We start from the raw sequence: 17,645 nt of genomic DNA on the forward strand, positions 1-17,645 counted from the left end.
AAACATAAAGGTCTATCAGGGAGCTGAGCAGCCCCCGGAATCGCTCCATTTGCATTTTGTTCCCTTTACCCAGGGTATGTTGTATGTTGGGAATGTAGAGCCTTTGGCGGAAGACCAGATAGAGTCCGTACAATCTTTGGCCGATGCTTTTGCTATTGCTTATGCCCGGTACGAGGACTTTACCAAATTAGAAAAAGCCAAACAGAGTGTGGAAACCACTTTAACCGAATTAAAAACCACTCAAACACAGTTGGTGCAATCCGAAAAAATGGCGTCTTTGGGAGAACTTACCGCAGGGATTGCCCATGAAATACAAAACCCCTTGAACTTTGTGAATAATTTTTCGGAGGTAAGTGTTGAACTTATTGAGGAAATGCACGAAGAATTGGAGAAAGGCGACCTTAAGGAAGCGCTGGCCATCGCAGAGGATGTTAAGCTAAACCTGGATAAGATAACCCACCATGGTAAAAGGGCAGATGGTATTGTCAAAGGAATGCTGCAGCATAGCAGAAGCAGCAGCGGGCAAAAAGAACCTACAGATATTAATGTCCTCGCCGATGAATATCTACGACTGGCCTACCATGGTCTTAGGGCCAAAGACAAATCTTTCAATGCAACTATGGAAACAGATTTTGATGAAGGCATTGGCAAGGTAAATATTGTTCCGCAAGATATTGGAAGGGTTATTTTAAATTTAATCACAAATGCCTTCTATGCCTGTACTGAGCGTAGTCGAAGTGTGGTGAATGAGAAGTCATCTGTTGCCAATTTATCCGGCGAAGCCTCAGAAAAGGTGGAGGCTCCGGAGGTTAACTATGAACCAACGGTTTCAGTCAGCACTAAAAAGAAAGGCGAGCAGGTTTTGATTTCGGTAAAAGACAACGGCAATGGAATACCAAAAAAAGTTTTGGACAAAATATTTCAACCTTTCTTTACCACCAAGCCAACGGGGCAGGGCACAGGATTAGGATTATCCTTATCTTATGATATTGTAAAAGCGCACGGGGGTGAGTTGAAAGTGAAGACCAAAGAAGGGGAAGGGACGGAATTTATAATTCACTTGCCATTATTGAACTAACTTTATGAAACACTTTTTTAAAATATTGTTGTTAGTTCTGCTACCGGCTTTTTTGATGGCTCAGAACGACGACTATTTAACCGAGTTGAGCCAGCAACAGGCCGACAGTATTCAACTGGTATTAAAAAACACATCGAATGATACCTTGCGTATGTCATTCAGCAGAGACCTGGGATTACATTATTTGGAAGTCCAAAAAGACACTGCCATCTATTTTTTTGAACAACAGATATCTCTAGCCAAAAATTTAAAATTAAAATTATGGGAAGCAGATGGGTATGCGCTGTTAACTTATGCCACGGCAAAAAGCGGAAACTTTATTGAGTCATTAAATGCACTGTTACAGGGTTTAAAAATTGCAGAAGATCCCGAATGCGAAAAGAATATCTGGCAAATAACAAAATTTTCAAAAAGCAGGAATCCACATTACGCCAGGTTGCTTGTTTTAGCAAATCTCAACCTTCAGAGCGGTCATTTATATAGAGCTAATCAAAAAATTGAACAAGAAAAAAGAAGCTATCTGGAATGCCTCAAACTTGCTGAGGTAGTAAACGATCCAACATTTTCACATTTTGGTGCTCATATGTTGGGAGGTACTTATATAGCGCTCAATAAATTGGATTCAGCCCTGGTATTTGAAAAAATGGCAATTGCTTATTCCGACAAGTCTGGATATAAAAAATACAGAGGTCAAATTTTTGAATTTATTGGAAAAATATATTTAAAGAAAGGAGAGTACGATACTGCGAAAAAATATTTTTATCAGGGAATCCAAACTAACCTGAAACAAAATAACCTCCCTTTTGCAGCCAATATCTATGTATTTATGGCAGATTTATTGCGAGAAACGAATGAACTAGACTCCAGCCTTGTTTATGGAAAAAAGGCACTAAAGATTTATCAAAATGTGGGTGAACTACCGGGAATTCTGGACGCATCCAGGTCTTTATCGACTTCATATAAAGCCCAAAATGAAATAGACAGCGCCTTTTTTTACCAAGAACTCGCCTTTACCGCCAATGACAGTCTTAACGACCCCAGAAAGAAAAATAAATTCTTTAATCTGGGATTCGATGAGCAACTCAGGTTAAAAGAACTTGAAAAGGAAAAGATTGAAAAAGAAAACACAATGAGAACATATACATTGCTTGCGGGCATAGCCGTAGTGTTGTTGGTTTCTTTTTTACTATACAGGAATAACCGTAACCGAAAAAAGGCAAATGAATTGTTGCAAAAGCAAAAAACAGAGATTGAAGTACAGAAAAAAAGTGTTGAAGAAGCACTATCCGATTTAAAGGCAACCCAATCCCAACTTATCCAGTCCGAAAAAATGGCCAGCTTGGGGGAATTGACCGCCGGAATTGCCCATGAAATCCAAAACCCGTTGAACTTTGTGAATAATTTTTCAGAAGTCAGCAATGAGTTGATTGATGAGATGAACGAAGAAATAGAGAAAGGAGATCTGAAAGAAGCTAAAGCAATCGCGGACGACATCAAACAAAATCTTGAAAAAATAAATCACCATGGTAAACGGGCCGATTCTATTGTAAAAGGCATGCTGCAACACAGCCGCAGCAGTAGTGGTGTAAAAGAGCCCACCGATATCAATGCATTGGCGGATGAATATCTTCGCCTGGCCTATCATGGTTTACGTGCCAGGGACAAGAGCTTTAATGCGAAGTTTGAAACTACTTTTGAAGAAGGTATTGGTAAGTTGAATGTCATTCCACAAGATATTGGAAGAGTGATTTTGAATTTAATCACGAATGCATTCTATGCCTGTACTGAGCGCAGTCGAAGTGTGGTATCTGAGAGAAAACAAAAACAACCTGAAGGTTATGAACCCATCGTTTCAGTCAGCACTAAAAAGAAAGGTGAACAGGTTTTGATATCAGTAAAAGACAACGGCAATGGAATACCAATAAAAGTTTTGGACAAAATATTTCAACCTTTCTTTACCACGAAGCCCACCGGGCAGGGAACAGGCCTTGGTCTTAGTATGAGTTATGACATAGTGACCAAAGGACATGGTGGAGAATTAAAAGTGGAATCGGAAGAAGGAAAAGGAACAACGTTTACCGTGGTTTTACCCAGTAAATAGGAAAATAAGAAGCCCAAAAAATCAATGCGAATTCACAATAAATCATAAGACCTATGAAAATTTTAGTAGTAGACGACGAACGGGACGTACAACTGTTGTTTCAGCAACGGTTTCGTAAAGAGATACGGAAAAACGAACTTAATTTTGTCTTTGCCTTTTCGGGTGAAGAAGCATTGGATACTTTACGGGAAATGGAGCATAAGGCAGTGTTGATTTTGTCTGATATTAACATGCCTGGAATGAGCGGTTTGGAGCTCTTGGAAAAAATTCGGGAGGACTATGATAAACCGCCCCCATTGGTCATGATGATCACTGCCTATGGGGACCAGGACAACCGAGATACAGCAGCTCGATTGGGAGCGGATGATTTCCTCACCAAACCATTAGAATTTGGTATCTTAAAGGAAAAATTAAAAGCGATAATATGACTTCAAAAATACTGGTGGTGGATGATGAGACTGATCTTGAGGTGCTCATCAAACAAAAATTCCGAAAACAGATAAGGCAAAATGAATATGAGTTTGTATTTGCTATCAATGGAATAGACGCACTGGAAAAACTAGACACCCATCCTAATATGGATCTGGTGCTTAGCGACATTAATATGCCTGAAATGGATGGGCTCACTTTGCTTAGCAAACTCAATGAACTAAACCCATTATTGAAATCGGTGATGGTATCGGCCTATGGTGATATGGAAAACATACGTACAGCGATGAACAGAGGTGCTTTTGATTTTATCACCAAACCCATCAATTTTGAAGATCTTACCATAACCATGGAAAAAACCTTAAAACATGTAAGGCAAATAAAAGATACACTTAAGGCCATAAAAGAGAACAACATTTTAAAGATGTACGTAGACGAAAATGTATTAAACTTTATGGGCAGCAAGGAATATGAAACTACCATAATGGCCAATGAAAATATTGAGGCTACAGTGATGTTTATAGATGTTTGCGGTTTTACGGCTATAAGTGAGAGCACCCCGGCCGATGTAGTTGTAAATATGTTAAACACCTACTTTGATATGATGGTGAAGGAGATCATTGCCCAACAAGGTTATGTAGACAAATTTATCGGGGATGCAATTATGGCCGTTTTTAGGGGAGAATATCATTTAGATCGGGCCATTGATGCCGCTCTGGCTGTGCGTGAAAAAATCGGTAACCTTCCTGAACCTGAGGGGATCTCAAATTACAGTCCGAAAGTATCAATCGGCATTAAAAGTGGTGAGATGGTCTCCGGGAATATTGGCTCTTCAAGTTTAAAAAGATTAGACTATACTGTAATCGGGGATACCGTAAATACTGCTGCCCGCTTGCAGGATGCTGCTAAAGAAAATCAAATCATAATTTGCGAGAATTGTTATGATGGAGTTAAAGAATCTTTTCGTTGCCAAAAAGTGGGTAGTATTAACATGAAGAATAAGGCAGCCCCACTTAATGTGTATGAAGTTCTGGAATAACCCATAAAAATGAATCCTACCAGATTTAAGGGGTAAATTTGGAATGAGTCTAATTTCCCAAATCTTCTTTACCTTCGTAGTATTAGAAATAAACATGGAAGAGCCACAAATTAAAGACGTATTTATAGATGGAGCGATAAGTCCTGAATTTATTGCAAAGGCTATTGCAAAGCACCAGACAAAGACACAGATTGGAGCCCATGATATATTTCTGGGTCAGGTAAGGGCAGACATAATAGAAGGAAAGACAGTTGAGGCCATTGAGTACTCTGTTTACGAGGAAATGGCCAATCTAAAATTTCATGAAATCAGGGAAGCTGCCTTCAAAAAGTTTGATTTAAGTTGCCTGCATATTTACCATAGCAGAGGAATTGTGAAAAAGGGCGAAATCTGCTTGTTTGTTTTTGTATCCTCCCCTCATCGAAAAGAGGTATTTGAAGCTTTACATGAAGTTGTTGAAGAAATTAAAAAACAGGTTCCGGTTTTTGGAAAGGAATTATTTGAAGATGATTCCTATCAATGGAAAGTAAACAGCTAAGGATGGTAGATATTACACATAAAAAAAATACATTAAGGACTGCTGTTGCCCAGGCTATTGTGCAAGTAAGTTCTAAAAATACTATAGAGGCCATTCTGAACAAAAAGGTACCCAAAGGCGATGTATTTGTCATGAGCAAAGCTGCGGGATTGTTGGGAGTGAAAAAGACTTCAGACCTTTTACCGGACTGCCATCCATTACCCATTGAGTATACAGACATTGATTACGAAGTAGAAGGACTTCAGATCAAAGTATTGATCACCGTAAAAACCAACTACAAAACAGGTGTGGAGGTTGAGGCTATGCATGGGGCTAGCATTGTTGCACTAAATATGTACGATATGCTCAAACCAATAGATAAAGGTGTGGAAATAAGTGCTATTAAACTACTGCAGAAAACGGGAGGCAAATCAGATATTAAACTATCTTAAAACATTATTTTCTGGCAGCCCAGATTTCATACATGGGTTTGCCCTTGCTGTTTTTACCTTTATGGTGCCAGTCATTTCCCTTTATATCATAAGTAAAATTAAGTTGAGCTCCTACCCGGGAGTTGTCCCGGGAAAAAAATTGAATATTTTCGGTATAGACCCCATCTTTTGCAGTATATGTTCCTCCCCCCGTACCCGAAAATTTAAAAGTTTCTGTATGATAGGCAATCCATTGAAAATGTCCATCCATCAAAAATTTCATTGTTTTTCGCGCATTACTTTCTCCGCGTCGTTCCTGTCCTTCATCCGGACCACGCGATGCAAAAAGCCATTTTCCATCCAGTGGCTGCTTAAAATCAGGGTCTTTTTTAAATACCAGATCGTCATTTCCATCTAAAACCAAGCCTTCTTCTACTAATTCTACCGGTATGTTGATAGAGGTTACTGTATCCTCTTCATAATTAGAATTGAATTCGAGCTTTACATTTAATACCTTATCGTCCAGGGTATAAAAACCGCCTAGTGACTTTACAAAACCTGCGGGCGATTTTGAATAAATGGTATGAACAAAATAATTGTCATCAATTTTGAGTTCATGTGTAAGGCTAAGACTATCCAGATTTTCCCGGGCATGATAGATCCCGGGAGAAATCTGAGCATTAATATTTGTAAAAACTAATAGTGATAACAGCAAAATAGTCCATTTCATAATAATACATTTATAAGTTTAAAAATACGGATATTTTCCATGTAAAAATTGGTTTATCACAAGAAGAAACAAACACTTAAAAGCTTTGTGAAGGCAGGTGTTCTAACATTTCTGTTGTAGTATTTTCCAGATTAAACTTCGGTTCCCATCCCCAATCTTTTTTAGCTAAAGAATCATCGATGCTTCTCGGCCATGATTCTGCAATATTTTGTCGGAAATCCGGGTTGTAGGATATCTTGAAATTGGGGATGTGTTTTCTTATACTATCACCAATATCTGCGGGTGAAAAACTCATTGCCCCCAGATTGTAAGAAGATCTGACCGTTAATTGTTCCGGCTTAGAATCCATTAGTTTTATAGTCGCCCTAATGGCATCATCCATAAACATCATGGGGAGTTTTACATCCTCTTTCAGAAAACAGCTATAGCTGCCTTTGTTCAATGCTTCGTGATAAATTTCGATAGCATAATCTGTAGTGCCTCCTCCCGGGAGTGTTTTCCAGCTAATAAGCCCCGGATATCTTACACTTCTTACGTCTACACCAAATTTATGGTGATAATAGGAACACCATCTTTCACCGGATTGTTTGCTTATTCCGTAAACCGTGCTGGGTTCCATTATTGTATTTTGGGGGGTATTATCTTTTGGCGTATTTGGACCAAAAACAGCTATGCTTGATGGCCAGAAAATTTTTTCAATTTTACCTTCTTTGGCCAGGTTGAGAACATTAAAAAGGGAATTCATATTTAAATTCCATGCTCTTTCAGGAAACTTTTCAGCTGTTGCGCTTAACATTGCAGCCATTAAATATACTTCTTCAACTTCATGATACATTACGACATCCTCTATGGCTTCATAATTAGTAGCATCAAGTAATTCAAATGGGCCGGAGTTCATTAGACTTTCACTGCCTTCGCGAATATCACTGGCCACAACTTGTTCATTACCGAACAATTCACGTAAAGCCAGAGTAAGCTCTGTGCCAATCTGCCCGCAGGCTCCTAAAATCAAGATAGTTTTTTGCATAGTCAGGAAGTAAATAAAATTCCCAGGTAAAGATAGCCTTTATTAAAATTTGTACATTCGTCTTATGAGAAAATTCTTTGTTTTCGGGATAACATTAGTACTGTTGTTTTCTTGTGGGAATAAAGCAGATACTGTACAGGTTGACAAAATGAATACGCTTGAATTTGACGTTCAAAAGTTGCCCAAAAAATCAATATTGAATGGGGGTACCAGAGCAATTCTTGAGCCATGGCTAGAATTTAATGAATTGGATGTCGCGTTTGATGCCCTGTACTCCGTTGAAAATTATGAAGAACTTATTCTGCTTATAGATGAATTTTTGGAAAAGCAAAACGCATTAGCATCTTCCACATATCCCGAGATTTTTGATAATCCGCAGGTAAAAAGCCGGCAAAAAGTCTTTAAAACCTATGTCTTAAAAGTAAAGGCTACACTGGAGTACCGAAAGGATCCTATGGAAGCTACAATAGAAATGGTTAATGCCTATAATGGAATGCGCGATCAATTGAATGTACTGGTAAATAGTAACTTGGATACAAAAATGATTTTAGATGAATAAGGCAATACTGATTATAGCAATCCTATTTGCAGGGCAATTACTGGCTCAGCAAGATAGCAAGGAGCGCATAAATGATATTATTGATAACTGGCATAAAGCGGCTTCTGAAGCAGATTTTGAGACCTATTTTGGGATCTTGTCAGATGATGGGGTTTTTATAGGCACTGATGCATCAGAAAATTGGCAAAATGAGGAATTCAGGACTTTTTCAAAACCTTATTTTGATAGGGGTAAGGCCTGGAGTTTTACGGCCATTGAACGAAATATTTATTTAGATGAATCAAAGACCCTGGCCTGGTTTGATGAATTACTCGATACGCGCATGAAAATTTGCAGGGGTTCAGGTGTGCTTCAAAAACAAGATGGAACATGGCGAATTAAACATTATGTCCTTTCCATAGCTATCCCTAATGATAACGTAGAACAAGTTATCGAACTAAAAAAGGAAAAGGATAGTTTATTCATGTTAGAGAAAAGCTCCGGTAATATTAAGGATTATTAAAGTATGGGGACTGCTTACCACACTAAATAATTCAGGAGAACAGTTTGTGGCGGTTAAAAAAAGGTTGAACCGGGTAAATATAGCTATGGTGAAATGACCAAAAGTATTCCCAATACAGATATTGTATATCAATTTTATACCCTAAGTCCAATTACAGCAGATTCTTGTAATTTGAAAATAGAAATATTTTGGGAAATTAAATCTTTGGTAAAGAAACTAATAATAGCCCTCTTTGCTAAAAGGGTATTAGTTAAGAACACGAGAAATAGTTTAGATTTATTATTTCAACTAATTGAAGAAAGGCAAGGAATTGGCTCTTCTTAAGAGATGATTGAAAGATATCATATCCCTATGATCGCAGGTATAAAAAAAGCGGGCTACAACGGCCCGCTTTGATACTTTTCTTAATAAATAATGCTAATTTTCTTTTACCTCAGCCGGTGTTTTTCTGGATTCAAGTGCCTGTTTGCTTAGGCTGGCCAGATTAAAATTAGGATCAAGTTTTAGTGCTTCATCAATAGTAGCTATAGCCATATCAATATCTTCATGGTTCATATTGTATTGCACAAGACCTTTTAAATGATAAAAGGCAGCTTTTAAGGAAACCTCATAGGGTTGTTGTCTTTCGTAAAAGGCGTATTTCATATCATCTTTGGCATTAAGAATGCCATATTCAATATCTTTTTGTGCACCTGTATTATCCCCAGTCTGAATCTTCAGATCTGCCAATTCATAAGCCAAATACGCGTTTGGTTGTCTCGAATACAAAACTTCAAATTGTTCTAATGCCCTTTTGGGTTGGTTTAAGGCTTTTAATGAAATTGCCTTAACCTTCACCGCAAGATCTGAATCAGCATCGTTCTTTTCTATCCCAATGGTATTTAGTGCCTGCAGATGCTGATTATTATTGGCATAAACATATGCCAGGGTATCTCTCCTTTCAACAGAAGGAGAAAGAACGTTCAAATGTGTCAAAGCATTGATAACCCCGTTAATGTCGGACTGCTTTTTCATTTCCTTGTAATAGGCTTCAAAATGTTCTGTTATTTCTGAAGAGGTTTGTGAATATCCACTGTATACAAACGTTAATCCTACTAAACCAATAAATACAAACTTTTTCATTATCGTATATTTTTCGTGCGGCAAAACTAACACATTTTTTTTGGTCTTTGTATAAGGATATTCTTAAAAGTCAGTAAGATGGCAACTTTCTTACTAAAAAAGATGTTTTATGGCCTAACTCCAGGCAGGAATTTTAGAGACTACCGTATAGAAAAAAAGGGATGCTTGTTAACATCCCTTTTAATTTGGTGGTTATTAGTTGGTGAAATTTATACGCTTACAATATCTTCCTCTTTTTTGGAATATGATTTAAGCAATCCGGAATAAAATCCAAGACTTCTATTGTCTTGATCAACGCAAGATTTCAAAAATTCACATAAATTATTAAAAAAGAAGTTGGCATATAATGTAGGCAGTCTTAAATTAACTTTACTTGGATTATAATCTGTATTGTTCATGACTAGATCCATTTTTATTCTTCTCCTGTGATAATCAATAGACACATCAACAGCATTGTAATGATTCTTCACTATCGCTCTGTGCAAACTCTGATAATTTTTGGTGATTTTGCCTTTGGCGCAACTCCGGGAGATAAGATTTTCCAGTTCCATTAAAATCCTCCCCTTTAAATCTGTTTTTTCCATGACATTTTGGGTTTTAATGTTTACACAAAGATACGGATAATCGATAAAAAGCTGATAATCAACGTTATAAATTAACCTTTTATCGATGTTTTTGTTGTAAAAGTGCCCAGAAGTGTTGTGAATTACGGTTTAATTCCAGTATAAAACTGAACATCATTAATAAGAAAATTCCTACTTATTATTGTTTTCCCTTTTTTTGTGGTCATACCGGACATATATTGTGGCCTTGGAAGCATTTTTTTGTCGGCCATATCGTAATAATAATCTTTTTTCGTGGGGTGATCTGGATAAACGCCGTTAAATATCTGTCCCCACCAGTTATTCTCGAGAATTGTCTTTATAAGATGAATACAATCATCCAGATGTATCAGGTTAATTGGGTCGTTACCATTACTAAGCCCTTTTTTGCCGGACAGTTTGTCAATGGGATGTCTGTCTGGACCTATAAGACCTCCAAACCTAAGGATAGTCGTTTGAATAGTTTTGTCGTTTTTAAAAATCTTTTCAGCCTCCAATAACTGTCTTCCGGATTCAGTTACGGGCATTGGAAGGGTTTCCTCAGTCACTTCACCCTCAACTGCTCCATATACTGAAGTACTGCTAACAAATACTATTTTTTTAACTTTTGACTTTTGTATTTCAGTGTGCAAAAGGTTCATTTTAAGAACAAAGTTCTCTTTATGCTTACCCCTGAGCCCCGGGGGGATATTCAGGATAAGGATATCAACCCGGTCCAGAAATTCTTCAATCCGGCCGGTAACGGCATCCTCGCCTAAAATGATAATAAAGGGCTTTATTCCTTCCTTCTTTAAGAGATTCAATTTGTCCGCATTGGTCGTACTCCCATGTACCTTGTGGCCGTCTTGTATTAAAGATTTGGCTAGTGGAAGGCCAAGCCATCCACATCCGATAATTCCTATTGTATTTTTCAAAATTTGATCGTTTTAATCAATAGAACAGCATCATTAAGTACAAAGGGCATGGGAATGGTCGCTTCAGGTCTTTCAGGAATTGTGAATGAAGGATTATCAAGCAGATCATTTGAGGCCTCGTATAAGGTTAGCTCTAAAGATTCATCTTTGGGAATGCTTAGTTGTATTTCAGTAAAATCATTATTACTAATGTAATGTGTAATTAGCTTACCGCCATTCCTTTTGGAAAGATAATAATCGGATAATGGTACATTATTTATTTTCGCATCCAAAATTTCAACTTTTTGCATCATCTGTTTCACTATGGTTTCGATGTGCTTGTCGTTGATTTTTTTTGGCGATAAAACTTCTTTAATGGGGGCAGTTGCCATATAGGTAAATCCGGTGGCATATTTACTACTAATCTTAAAAGCCGCAGGACTACCGTGCTTTTTATTGGTTTCTCCCAGATATTGAGAAGTCCATGTTGAAAGTTCGTTGTCATAAGTGGCCCACTGTGCCAGGTTTTGATCGGTATTTAATATATACACCAGGCTTGTGGGTTTAGGCCTTTCACTGGTAAAACCCGACTGTACATGCGCAGAAATCATAAAGCCAAGAAATAATAAAAATGCTAAATAGGCAATGCGCTTTTTATGTTTATAAGATGAAAAAACCGGAAGAAGTAATAAAAAAGTAAGGGTTGTCAAAACAGTGGATGCTACCATCATCTTTAATCCAAGACCTATTGGAAACATATGGATAAATGGACTGTAAAACCAAAGTGCGGGAAGTGTCAGAAATACGAAAACATAGCTATTAGCTTTGCTCTGATTTAAGCTTATTAATAAGGATGCCATTAGGGCAAATAAAGGGATAATAAAATAACTGGCACCCGGTAAATAAGTTGAAAGTCCCCAACAAATTAGTAGCCATATGAGCAATGGTGCGACTAACAGATTAGCCAAACTGATATTTTTGAATCTGTTGTAAACCCAAAAGCAGCTGGCTACGGAAAACAGAACAAAGGCCAGGATATAGTAATGCCCATTGTATGTAAAGCCATGCAAAATATCCTTATAGCCGGGATAGATCCATTTTAGAAAAGACCAGCTATACCATCCTACAATACCGTTTATAGCTAATGCCAGTGAAAGCGGCAGGAATCCCTTTCCGATATCGGCAAGATTAAGGCGTTTTATCTTTAAACCATAAAAGAGTAATATGCCTGAAAGTAACAAGGCCAAAAAGAACATGGGCCAGATCCAATCAAAAGGATAAGAAATCAACTTATAAAATGGGACGTTAAAATAGATATAATCATTTAAACTCTTCAAATTGGTCAGATCTGCCTGACTAAAATGATTCAAAAGGGGCATTAAGTAACTCCCCTGATGGGCCAGAGTATTTCTATCCAGACGTTCATAGTTATCTAGTGAAGTATGGTAGTCATAATGATCATCCACAAAGGCAAAATTAAACCCCTCAATATCCCCGTCTTCCCTGAAAACAGTTAGATCCGTATCATTTGGCAGCAATTTGTAGATACTATAAGCCAATGAGTTGGCTACAGGAAATTCAGGGTTTGCTTCTGTGAATTCCTCAATCAACTTTCCATTTCCACGGTTGGTTTCAATGAGCATATAGGATTGCCCACCGCTTCCCCGGGCTTCGAAATTGAGTACTAAGCCTACATCTCGTGTCCATAGATGCTTGTTGACAAATAAATCTGCGCCATTGAGCCCGAGTTCTTCAGCATCGGAAATAAGAATAATAATATCATTTTTAGGGACTTTTCCACTTGCCAAATAGGCTCTGACACCTTCCAGGATAGTTGCTACACCACTTCCGGCATCACTGGCTCCAAAGGATGAATGAGGGCTGCTATCATAATGTGAAAGTAGCAAAAGTGCTTTTCCGGGCTGAGCGCCCTTTATTTTTGCCAGGATATTCTCTGCCCTACTAAAATTACCCCAATCCCCTGCGGTATATCCTTTCTGCACGGAGGTTTCCAAACCCATTTGAGACAATTGATCAAGAATGTACTTTTTTACAGTTTCATGTGCTTCAAAACCTACCCCATGTGGTTGTCTGGAGATGGCTTCGACATGTTGCAAAGCCCTGTCAGTAGAAAAATCGGTTTTAGGCTTTTGTAAATCCGGTGTATACTTGGGCATAGCGGTGTCAAAACTCACGTAAATGGCCAATAGTATTAAAAGGAAAGAGATTATTTGGCTATATATCTTCATAGTGCAGATTTACCAGATAAAATTATATAATTCTACTAATTTCACTCATTTTGACGAGTATTTACAATATTTACCTCAGAATTATGTATATTAGAATTAACCTAATCACGAAATTACAATGGGGATAAAGAGTTTTATGGGCCGAAGAGCCAAAGATTCGTCCAAAAAGGAATATGATGCACCGATACTGGTAGAAGATTATATGAGCAGGAAATTGGTCACATTTGGTCCGGAACAATCTATCCTGGAAGTGATGGAATTGTTTGCTAAACATCATATTTCAGGTGGGCCGGTTATGGACGACAATGGATTTTTAGTTGGAATAATCTCAGAGGCTGATTGTATGAAACAAATATCGGAAAGCCGTTATTTCAACCAACCTATACTCGATACAAATGTTGAACGTTTTATGACCAAAAATGTAGAAACCATCCCGCATGATATGAGTATTTTTGATGCAGCAGGGATTTTTGATAAACACAAAAGAAGAAGATTGCCGGTAATGAAAGATGGATTGCTGGTGGGTCAGATAAGCCGAAAAGATATTGTGATTGCTGCCCTAAAACTCAGTGGTCATAATTGGAAGTAGTTTTAAAAACCAATTCCCGGGTCAGGGTTTTATTTCTTCAATTTTTAGTATCAGGACGTAATTGTTCTACTCCCTTTTTACAATCATATAGTAATCATTATCCAGGGGGAGATAACCAAGGTCGTAAACAAAATAATAGGTTGTACCTTTTTTTGTAGTATATAGATTTGTAATATATTCAAAGTCAAAACCTTTATCCATCAGACGGGTTTTAGTCGTTCGTGTTTTTCCATCCTTTAATACAAAACTATCCAGGACCCTATAATTCTTACGCAGCCTGTTATTTATGTTGCGAACAAGATTCTTACTATCCTTATTTAACTTGTTGTTATAGGCATTACGGCAATAGTCTGAGCAATATTTTTTATCTACCCGGCCTTTGATTATTTCGCCGCATTCAAGGCATTTTTTTTCTTGCAGATGTTCCATTTGAAGTAAAGGTAAATAATACGATCATTTAGGTTGTGCCTACACTAAACCATTACAATATCGTATTTTCCAGGCAACCCTACAACCCCATCTTTGGAGAATTGAGCTTTCGTTAACCGGTTTTCCTCCAGGTTAAACTTAATATTAAATGCAGTACTCAAATCTGCATGTCCAAAATTCGTATTAACAACAATGGCTTATTCATTGAGTATCAATGCAGGTAATCCCAGGTCTGAATACAAGCTGTTATAGGCAGCCATTTCAGTATTGACTATGGCTTTTTTCTCATCCTCATAGGTTTTCCAATCACCTAAGAGCTCATCAAGCCTTTGTTTAGCGCCTTGTGTTACCTTAGGGTCTGTAGTATCAACAAACCCTTTTAAGTACATTAATTCAGCGTTTAGTTTATTGTTGTAATTAATGACATCCTGAAAAGTCTTTTGATTAGGTTGGATCAGGTTTTTTTCCCAACTATCAATCCGTTTTATTAATTCCTTCCCCTTATCCAGCAGGTCTTCTGCAGCTGAATTATCCTTTAGGAGCTTTGCATAGGCATTTAATTGTGTTTTAGCCGACCGCATTTGAGTCACAGATTCATGAATATTCTTAATGGTATTCTCAATCTGAACCAATATCGCTTGCTGCTCATCAAAATCAGCTTGTGAAGCCTTTACCTTTGGGTTAGGCAGAATTGTCACTTCTGTTTCCGTTACTTCTGTATCCAAAGTCAAACGCAGTACATAGGTACCGGGAGCAACCCTGGAGCCTGAATAATTTCCGTAGACAAATACTTTATCAACAGCGGGGAGTGTCTCTTTTCTGAAATCCCAGGTAAATCTGTTATATCCCATTTTAGAAGGTAAAACAACCGGTTTAGCCGGACCACCTGGCCAGGTCTTAAAATCTTTTTGTTTTTTGTTACTAATGGTCCTGATTATTTTTCCGTTGTGCAATACTTGTAGTTCAAGATTCAAGCTATCTGCGGCTACATTCAGAAAATAATCAAAAGTAACCCCTTGTTTCGGGTTTTGACCCAATCCGGGAATCGGTTTTTCGGAACTTCCACCAAAGAGCAGGTAGGTGTCTTTTGGTTTAAAGATAGTAAGCGCGGTATTGTTTTTTGTGGTATTCTGAATTGCCCCAAGATCATCCAAAATCCAGAACGACCTGCCGGCTGTAGCTGCTACCAAATCATTATCCTGGATGGTAAGGTCATTGATTGGGACAACAGGTAAATTTAGCTGGAAAGGCTGCCAGTTTAAACCGTCATTAAACGAAATATACAAACCGGTTTCAGTGCCGGCATATAAAAGTCCTTTCCGCTTTGGATCTTCCCGAACTACGCGTACAAAAGTATGTTCATCAGTAATTCCGGTTACTATTTTAGACCATGTATTGCCATAGTCGGTTGTTTTAAATATGTAAGGTTTTAGATCCATAAACTTATATCTCATCACTGCGATATAAGCCGTTGCAGGATCGTGAGGAGATACCTCTATACTGTTGATAATTCCTTCTTCCAAAACCGGAGGGGTAATATTCACCCAATTTTCACCTCCATCTTTAGTTAAATGCAGCAGGCCGTCATCACTTCCAGCCCAAAGGACACCTTTTTCATGGGGTGATTCTACGAGATACATCAGGGTATTATAATTCTCCCCTCCTGCAGCTTCATTAGTATAAGGCCCACCCCCGGGTCCTTGTCTGCTTTTGTCATTACGGGTCAGATCCGGACTGATTACTGACCAGCTAATTCCCCCATCTGTTGTTTTGAATACTACATTACCGGCATGATAAATCGTATTTCGGTCATAAGGAGAACTTATAATCGGGGCATTCCAATTATATCGAAATTTGAAGTTTTCAGGGGCGTTCCCCAGTGCCAATTCGGGATATTCTTTAATTGCTTTACCTTCCCTGGAGGCTCTTATCCATTTTTCTATTATCCCCTGATAACAGCCACCGTACACAATTTCCGGATTATCGGGATCAAAAGCCAGATAAGCACTTTCACATCCTGCAACAGAGTACCAGTCTTTCCAGTCTATTCCCTGATCATTGGTCCGGCTTGTAATTGCTATTGCGGAATTATCTTGCTGACCTCCATAAACATTATAAGGCACCAGATTATCTGTAATTACTCTATAAAATTGAGATGTCGGCTGATATTGCTGACTACTCCAGCTTTTACCTTTATTGTTAGAAACATTTGCACCGCCATCATTTGAATTAATCATTTTACTATTGTCCATGGGATTTATCCAAAGATGATGATTGTCTCCATGGGGCGTGGCTATACGGCTAAACGTTTTACCACCGTCAATGGATTTGGTTAATGGAGCATTACAGATATAAACTATGTTTTCATCCTGAGGATCTGCGAATATTTCCATATAGTACCAGGAGCGGGCAATATTTATTCGGTCTTTACTGACCTGCGTCCATTTTTTACCGGCGTTATCGGACCTGTAGACGCCACCTTTTTTACCTTCGGCTTCCAAAACGGCAAATACTCTTTCCGGATTTGCACGAGATACAGATATCCCGGCTTTACCAAATTCTTCAGGGATGCCTTCTTTCATTTTGTTCCATGTGGTACCGCCATCCTCAGATTTATAGAGTCCTGAATTTTCACCGCCAGACGTCATAGTCCACGGATATCTGCTGTGTTCCCAAAAAGCGGCATAAAGAATTAATGGGTTTTTCATGTCCATTGATAAAGAGGAGGCACCGGTTGTTTTGTTCACAAAAAGTACTTTTTCCCAGTTTGCTCCGCCATCAATTGATCTATAGATGCCCCTGTCATCTGACGGGCCATACTGTGCCCCCTGAGCCGCAATAAAAATGATTTCAGCATTGGTCGGATGAATTATCACATCTGAAATATGGCGGGTTTTATCCAGACCAATATGCTTCCATGTTTTACCGGCATCAGTAGATTTATAAACGCCGTCGCCCATAGAAGTCATAACCCCTCTGGCAGCATGTTCGCCCATACCCGCAACAACTATATTGGGATTGCTTTCTGAAACTGCAATTGCACCAACCGTTCCGGTTTTCAGATAACTATCAGAAACATTCTTCCAGGTAATTCCATCATCTGTAGTTTTCCAAATCCCACCTCCCGTGGAACCCATATAGTAGGTCATAGGCTGACCAACAACTCCACTACTGGCTACGCTGCGGCCACCTCGGAATGGTCCAATATTTCGCCATTTCAAACCGTGATAGAGCGAATCCTGAACTTTAAAATAGGGTGTGTTGTTTTTAGTTTTGCGTTTTTGAGCCTGTATACTAAAAGGGATAAAGAACAGGCATAGAAAAAAAAGTTGGATGGTTTTCATAATA

General features: G+C 38.3%; 18 protein-coding genes. 10 read left to right on the top strand and 8 right to left on the bottom strand.

Going from position 1 to position 17,645, the window contains the following annotated elements:
- The 6 genes from Q0X77_RS12220 to moaC form a co-directional block, all read left to right on the top strand.
- Positions 1-1,078: ATP-binding protein (locus Q0X77_RS12220; RefSeq protein ID WP_366939214.1), on the top strand; the 1,078-nt coding region annotated here is incomplete at its 5' end.
- Positions 1,079-1,082: 4 nt separating this feature from the next.
- Positions 1,083-3,179 (top strand): ATP-binding protein, encoded by a 2,097-nt coding sequence (locus Q0X77_RS12225; protein WP_297797755.1) that lies wholly within the window; start codon positions 1,083-1,085, stop codon positions 3,177-3,179.
- A gap of 53 nt (positions 3,180-3,232) precedes the next feature.
- On the top strand, positions 3,233-3,607 hold the full coding sequence (locus Q0X77_RS12230; protein WP_297797757.1) for a response regulator: 375 nt from the start codon (positions 3,233-3,235) through the stop codon (positions 3,605-3,607).
- Positions 3,604-4,647: an adenylate/guanylate cyclase domain-containing protein gene (locus Q0X77_RS12235; RefSeq protein ID WP_297797759.1), complete on the top strand. Its 1,044-nt coding sequence runs from the start codon at positions 3,604-3,606 to the stop codon at positions 4,645-4,647. The genes Q0X77_RS12230 and Q0X77_RS12235 overlap by 4 nt, the downstream gene beginning before the upstream one ends.
- 94 nt (positions 4,648-4,741) lie before the next feature.
- Positions 4,742-5,185 carry a molybdenum cofactor biosynthesis protein MoaE gene (locus Q0X77_RS12240; protein WP_297797901.1) on the top strand — a complete coding sequence of 148 codons (444 nt, stop codon included), beginning with the start codon at positions 4,742-4,744 and terminating at the stop codon, positions 5,183-5,185.
- Between the two features lie 2 nt (positions 5,186-5,187).
- On the top strand, positions 5,188-5,616 hold the full coding sequence (gene moaC, locus Q0X77_RS12245) for a cyclic pyranopterin monophosphate synthase MoaC (RefSeq protein WP_297797761.1): 429 nt from the start codon (positions 5,188-5,190) through the stop codon (positions 5,614-5,616).
- Positions 5,617-5,620: 4 nt separating this feature from the next.
- On the opposite strand, the gene Q0X77_RS12250 is transcribed toward moaC, so the two are convergent.
- Positions 5,621-6,325 (bottom strand): hypothetical protein, encoded by a 705-nt coding sequence (locus tag Q0X77_RS12250; protein WP_297797763.1) that lies wholly within the window; start codon positions 6,323-6,325, stop codon positions 5,621-5,623.
- Between the two features lie 76 nt (positions 6,326-6,401).
- Positions 6,402-7,352, bottom strand: a complete 951-nt coding sequence (locus Q0X77_RS12255) for an NAD-dependent epimerase/dehydratase family protein (RefSeq protein ID WP_297797765.1) — start codon at positions 7,350-7,352, stop codon at positions 6,402-6,404.
- A 64-nt stretch (positions 7,353-7,416) separates the two neighbouring features.
- On the opposite strand from Q0X77_RS12255, the gene Q0X77_RS12260 reads away from it, so the two are divergent.
- The 3 genes from Q0X77_RS12260 (at position 7,417) to Q0X77_RS12270 (ending at position 8,737) form a co-directional block, all read left to right on the top strand.
- Complete coding sequence (locus Q0X77_RS12260) at positions 7,417-7,911, top strand: hypothetical protein (RefSeq protein WP_297797767.1); 495 nt, start codon at positions 7,417-7,419, stop codon at positions 7,909-7,911.
- The gene (locus tag Q0X77_RS12265) at positions 7,904-8,413 is read left to right on the top strand and encodes a nuclear transport factor 2 family protein (protein ID WP_297797769.1); all 510 of its coding nucleotides are present in this window, start codon (positions 7,904-7,906) and stop codon (positions 8,411-8,413) included. Before Q0X77_RS12260 ends, Q0X77_RS12265 begins: the two co-directional genes overlap by 8 nt.
- Positions 8,414-8,506: 93 nt before the next feature.
- Positions 8,507-8,737 (top strand): hypothetical protein, encoded by a 231-nt coding sequence (locus Q0X77_RS12270; protein WP_297797771.1) that lies wholly within the window; start codon positions 8,507-8,509, stop codon positions 8,735-8,737.
- 93 nt (positions 8,738-8,830) lie between these two features.
- On the opposite strand, the gene Q0X77_RS12275 is transcribed toward Q0X77_RS12270, so the two are convergent.
- The 4 genes from Q0X77_RS12275 to Q0X77_RS12290 form a co-directional block, all read right to left on the bottom strand.
- The gene (locus tag Q0X77_RS12275) at positions 8,831-9,535 is read right to left on the bottom strand and encodes a hypothetical protein (protein WP_297797773.1); all 705 of its coding nucleotides are present in this window, start codon (positions 9,533-9,535) and stop codon (positions 8,831-8,833) included.
- Positions 9,536-9,744: 209 nt separating this feature from the next.
- Positions 9,745-10,119, bottom strand: a complete 375-nt coding sequence (locus Q0X77_RS12280; RefSeq protein ID WP_297797774.1) for a hypothetical protein — start codon at positions 10,117-10,119, stop codon at positions 9,745-9,747.
- 122 nt (positions 10,120-10,241) lie between these two features.
- Positions 10,242-11,051 carry an SDR family oxidoreductase gene (locus tag Q0X77_RS12285; RefSeq protein ID WP_297797776.1) on the bottom strand — a complete coding sequence of 270 codons (810 nt, stop codon included), beginning with the start codon at positions 11,049-11,051 and terminating at the stop codon, positions 10,242-10,244.
- Complete coding sequence (locus Q0X77_RS12290; protein WP_297797778.1) at positions 11,048-13,279, bottom strand: M28 family peptidase; 2,232 nt, start codon at positions 13,277-13,279, stop codon at positions 11,048-11,050. Before Q0X77_RS12290 ends, Q0X77_RS12285 begins: the two co-directional genes overlap by 4 nt.
- Before the next feature lie 118 nt (positions 13,280-13,397).
- Between Q0X77_RS12290 and Q0X77_RS12295 the strand changes: the two genes are divergently transcribed.
- Positions 13,398-13,868 carry a CBS domain-containing protein gene (locus Q0X77_RS12295; protein WP_297797780.1) on the top strand — a complete coding sequence of 157 codons (471 nt, stop codon included), beginning with the start codon at positions 13,398-13,400 and terminating at the stop codon, positions 13,866-13,868.
- A 66-nt stretch (positions 13,869-13,934) separates the two neighbouring features.
- On the opposite strand, the gene Q0X77_RS12300 is transcribed toward Q0X77_RS12295, so the two are convergent.
- Together Q0X77_RS12300 and Q0X77_RS12305 are read right to left on the bottom strand one after the other, a co-directional pair.
- Positions 13,935-14,297: a hypothetical protein gene (locus Q0X77_RS12300; RefSeq protein WP_297797782.1), complete on the bottom strand. Its 363-nt coding sequence runs from the start codon at positions 14,295-14,297 to the stop codon at positions 13,935-13,937.
- 197 nt (positions 14,298-14,494) lie between these two features.
- Positions 14,495-17,641, bottom strand: a complete 3,147-nt coding sequence (locus tag Q0X77_RS12305; protein ID WP_297797784.1) for a glycosyl hydrolase — start codon at positions 17,639-17,641, stop codon at positions 14,495-14,497.
- Positions 17,642-17,645: the final 4 nt, after the last annotated feature.

Origin of the sequence: uncultured Eudoraea sp. (assembly GCF_947258925.1) — a bacterium.
Taxonomy (GTDB): domain Bacteria; phylum Bacteroidota; class Bacteroidia; order Flavobacteriales; family Flavobacteriaceae; genus Eudoraea.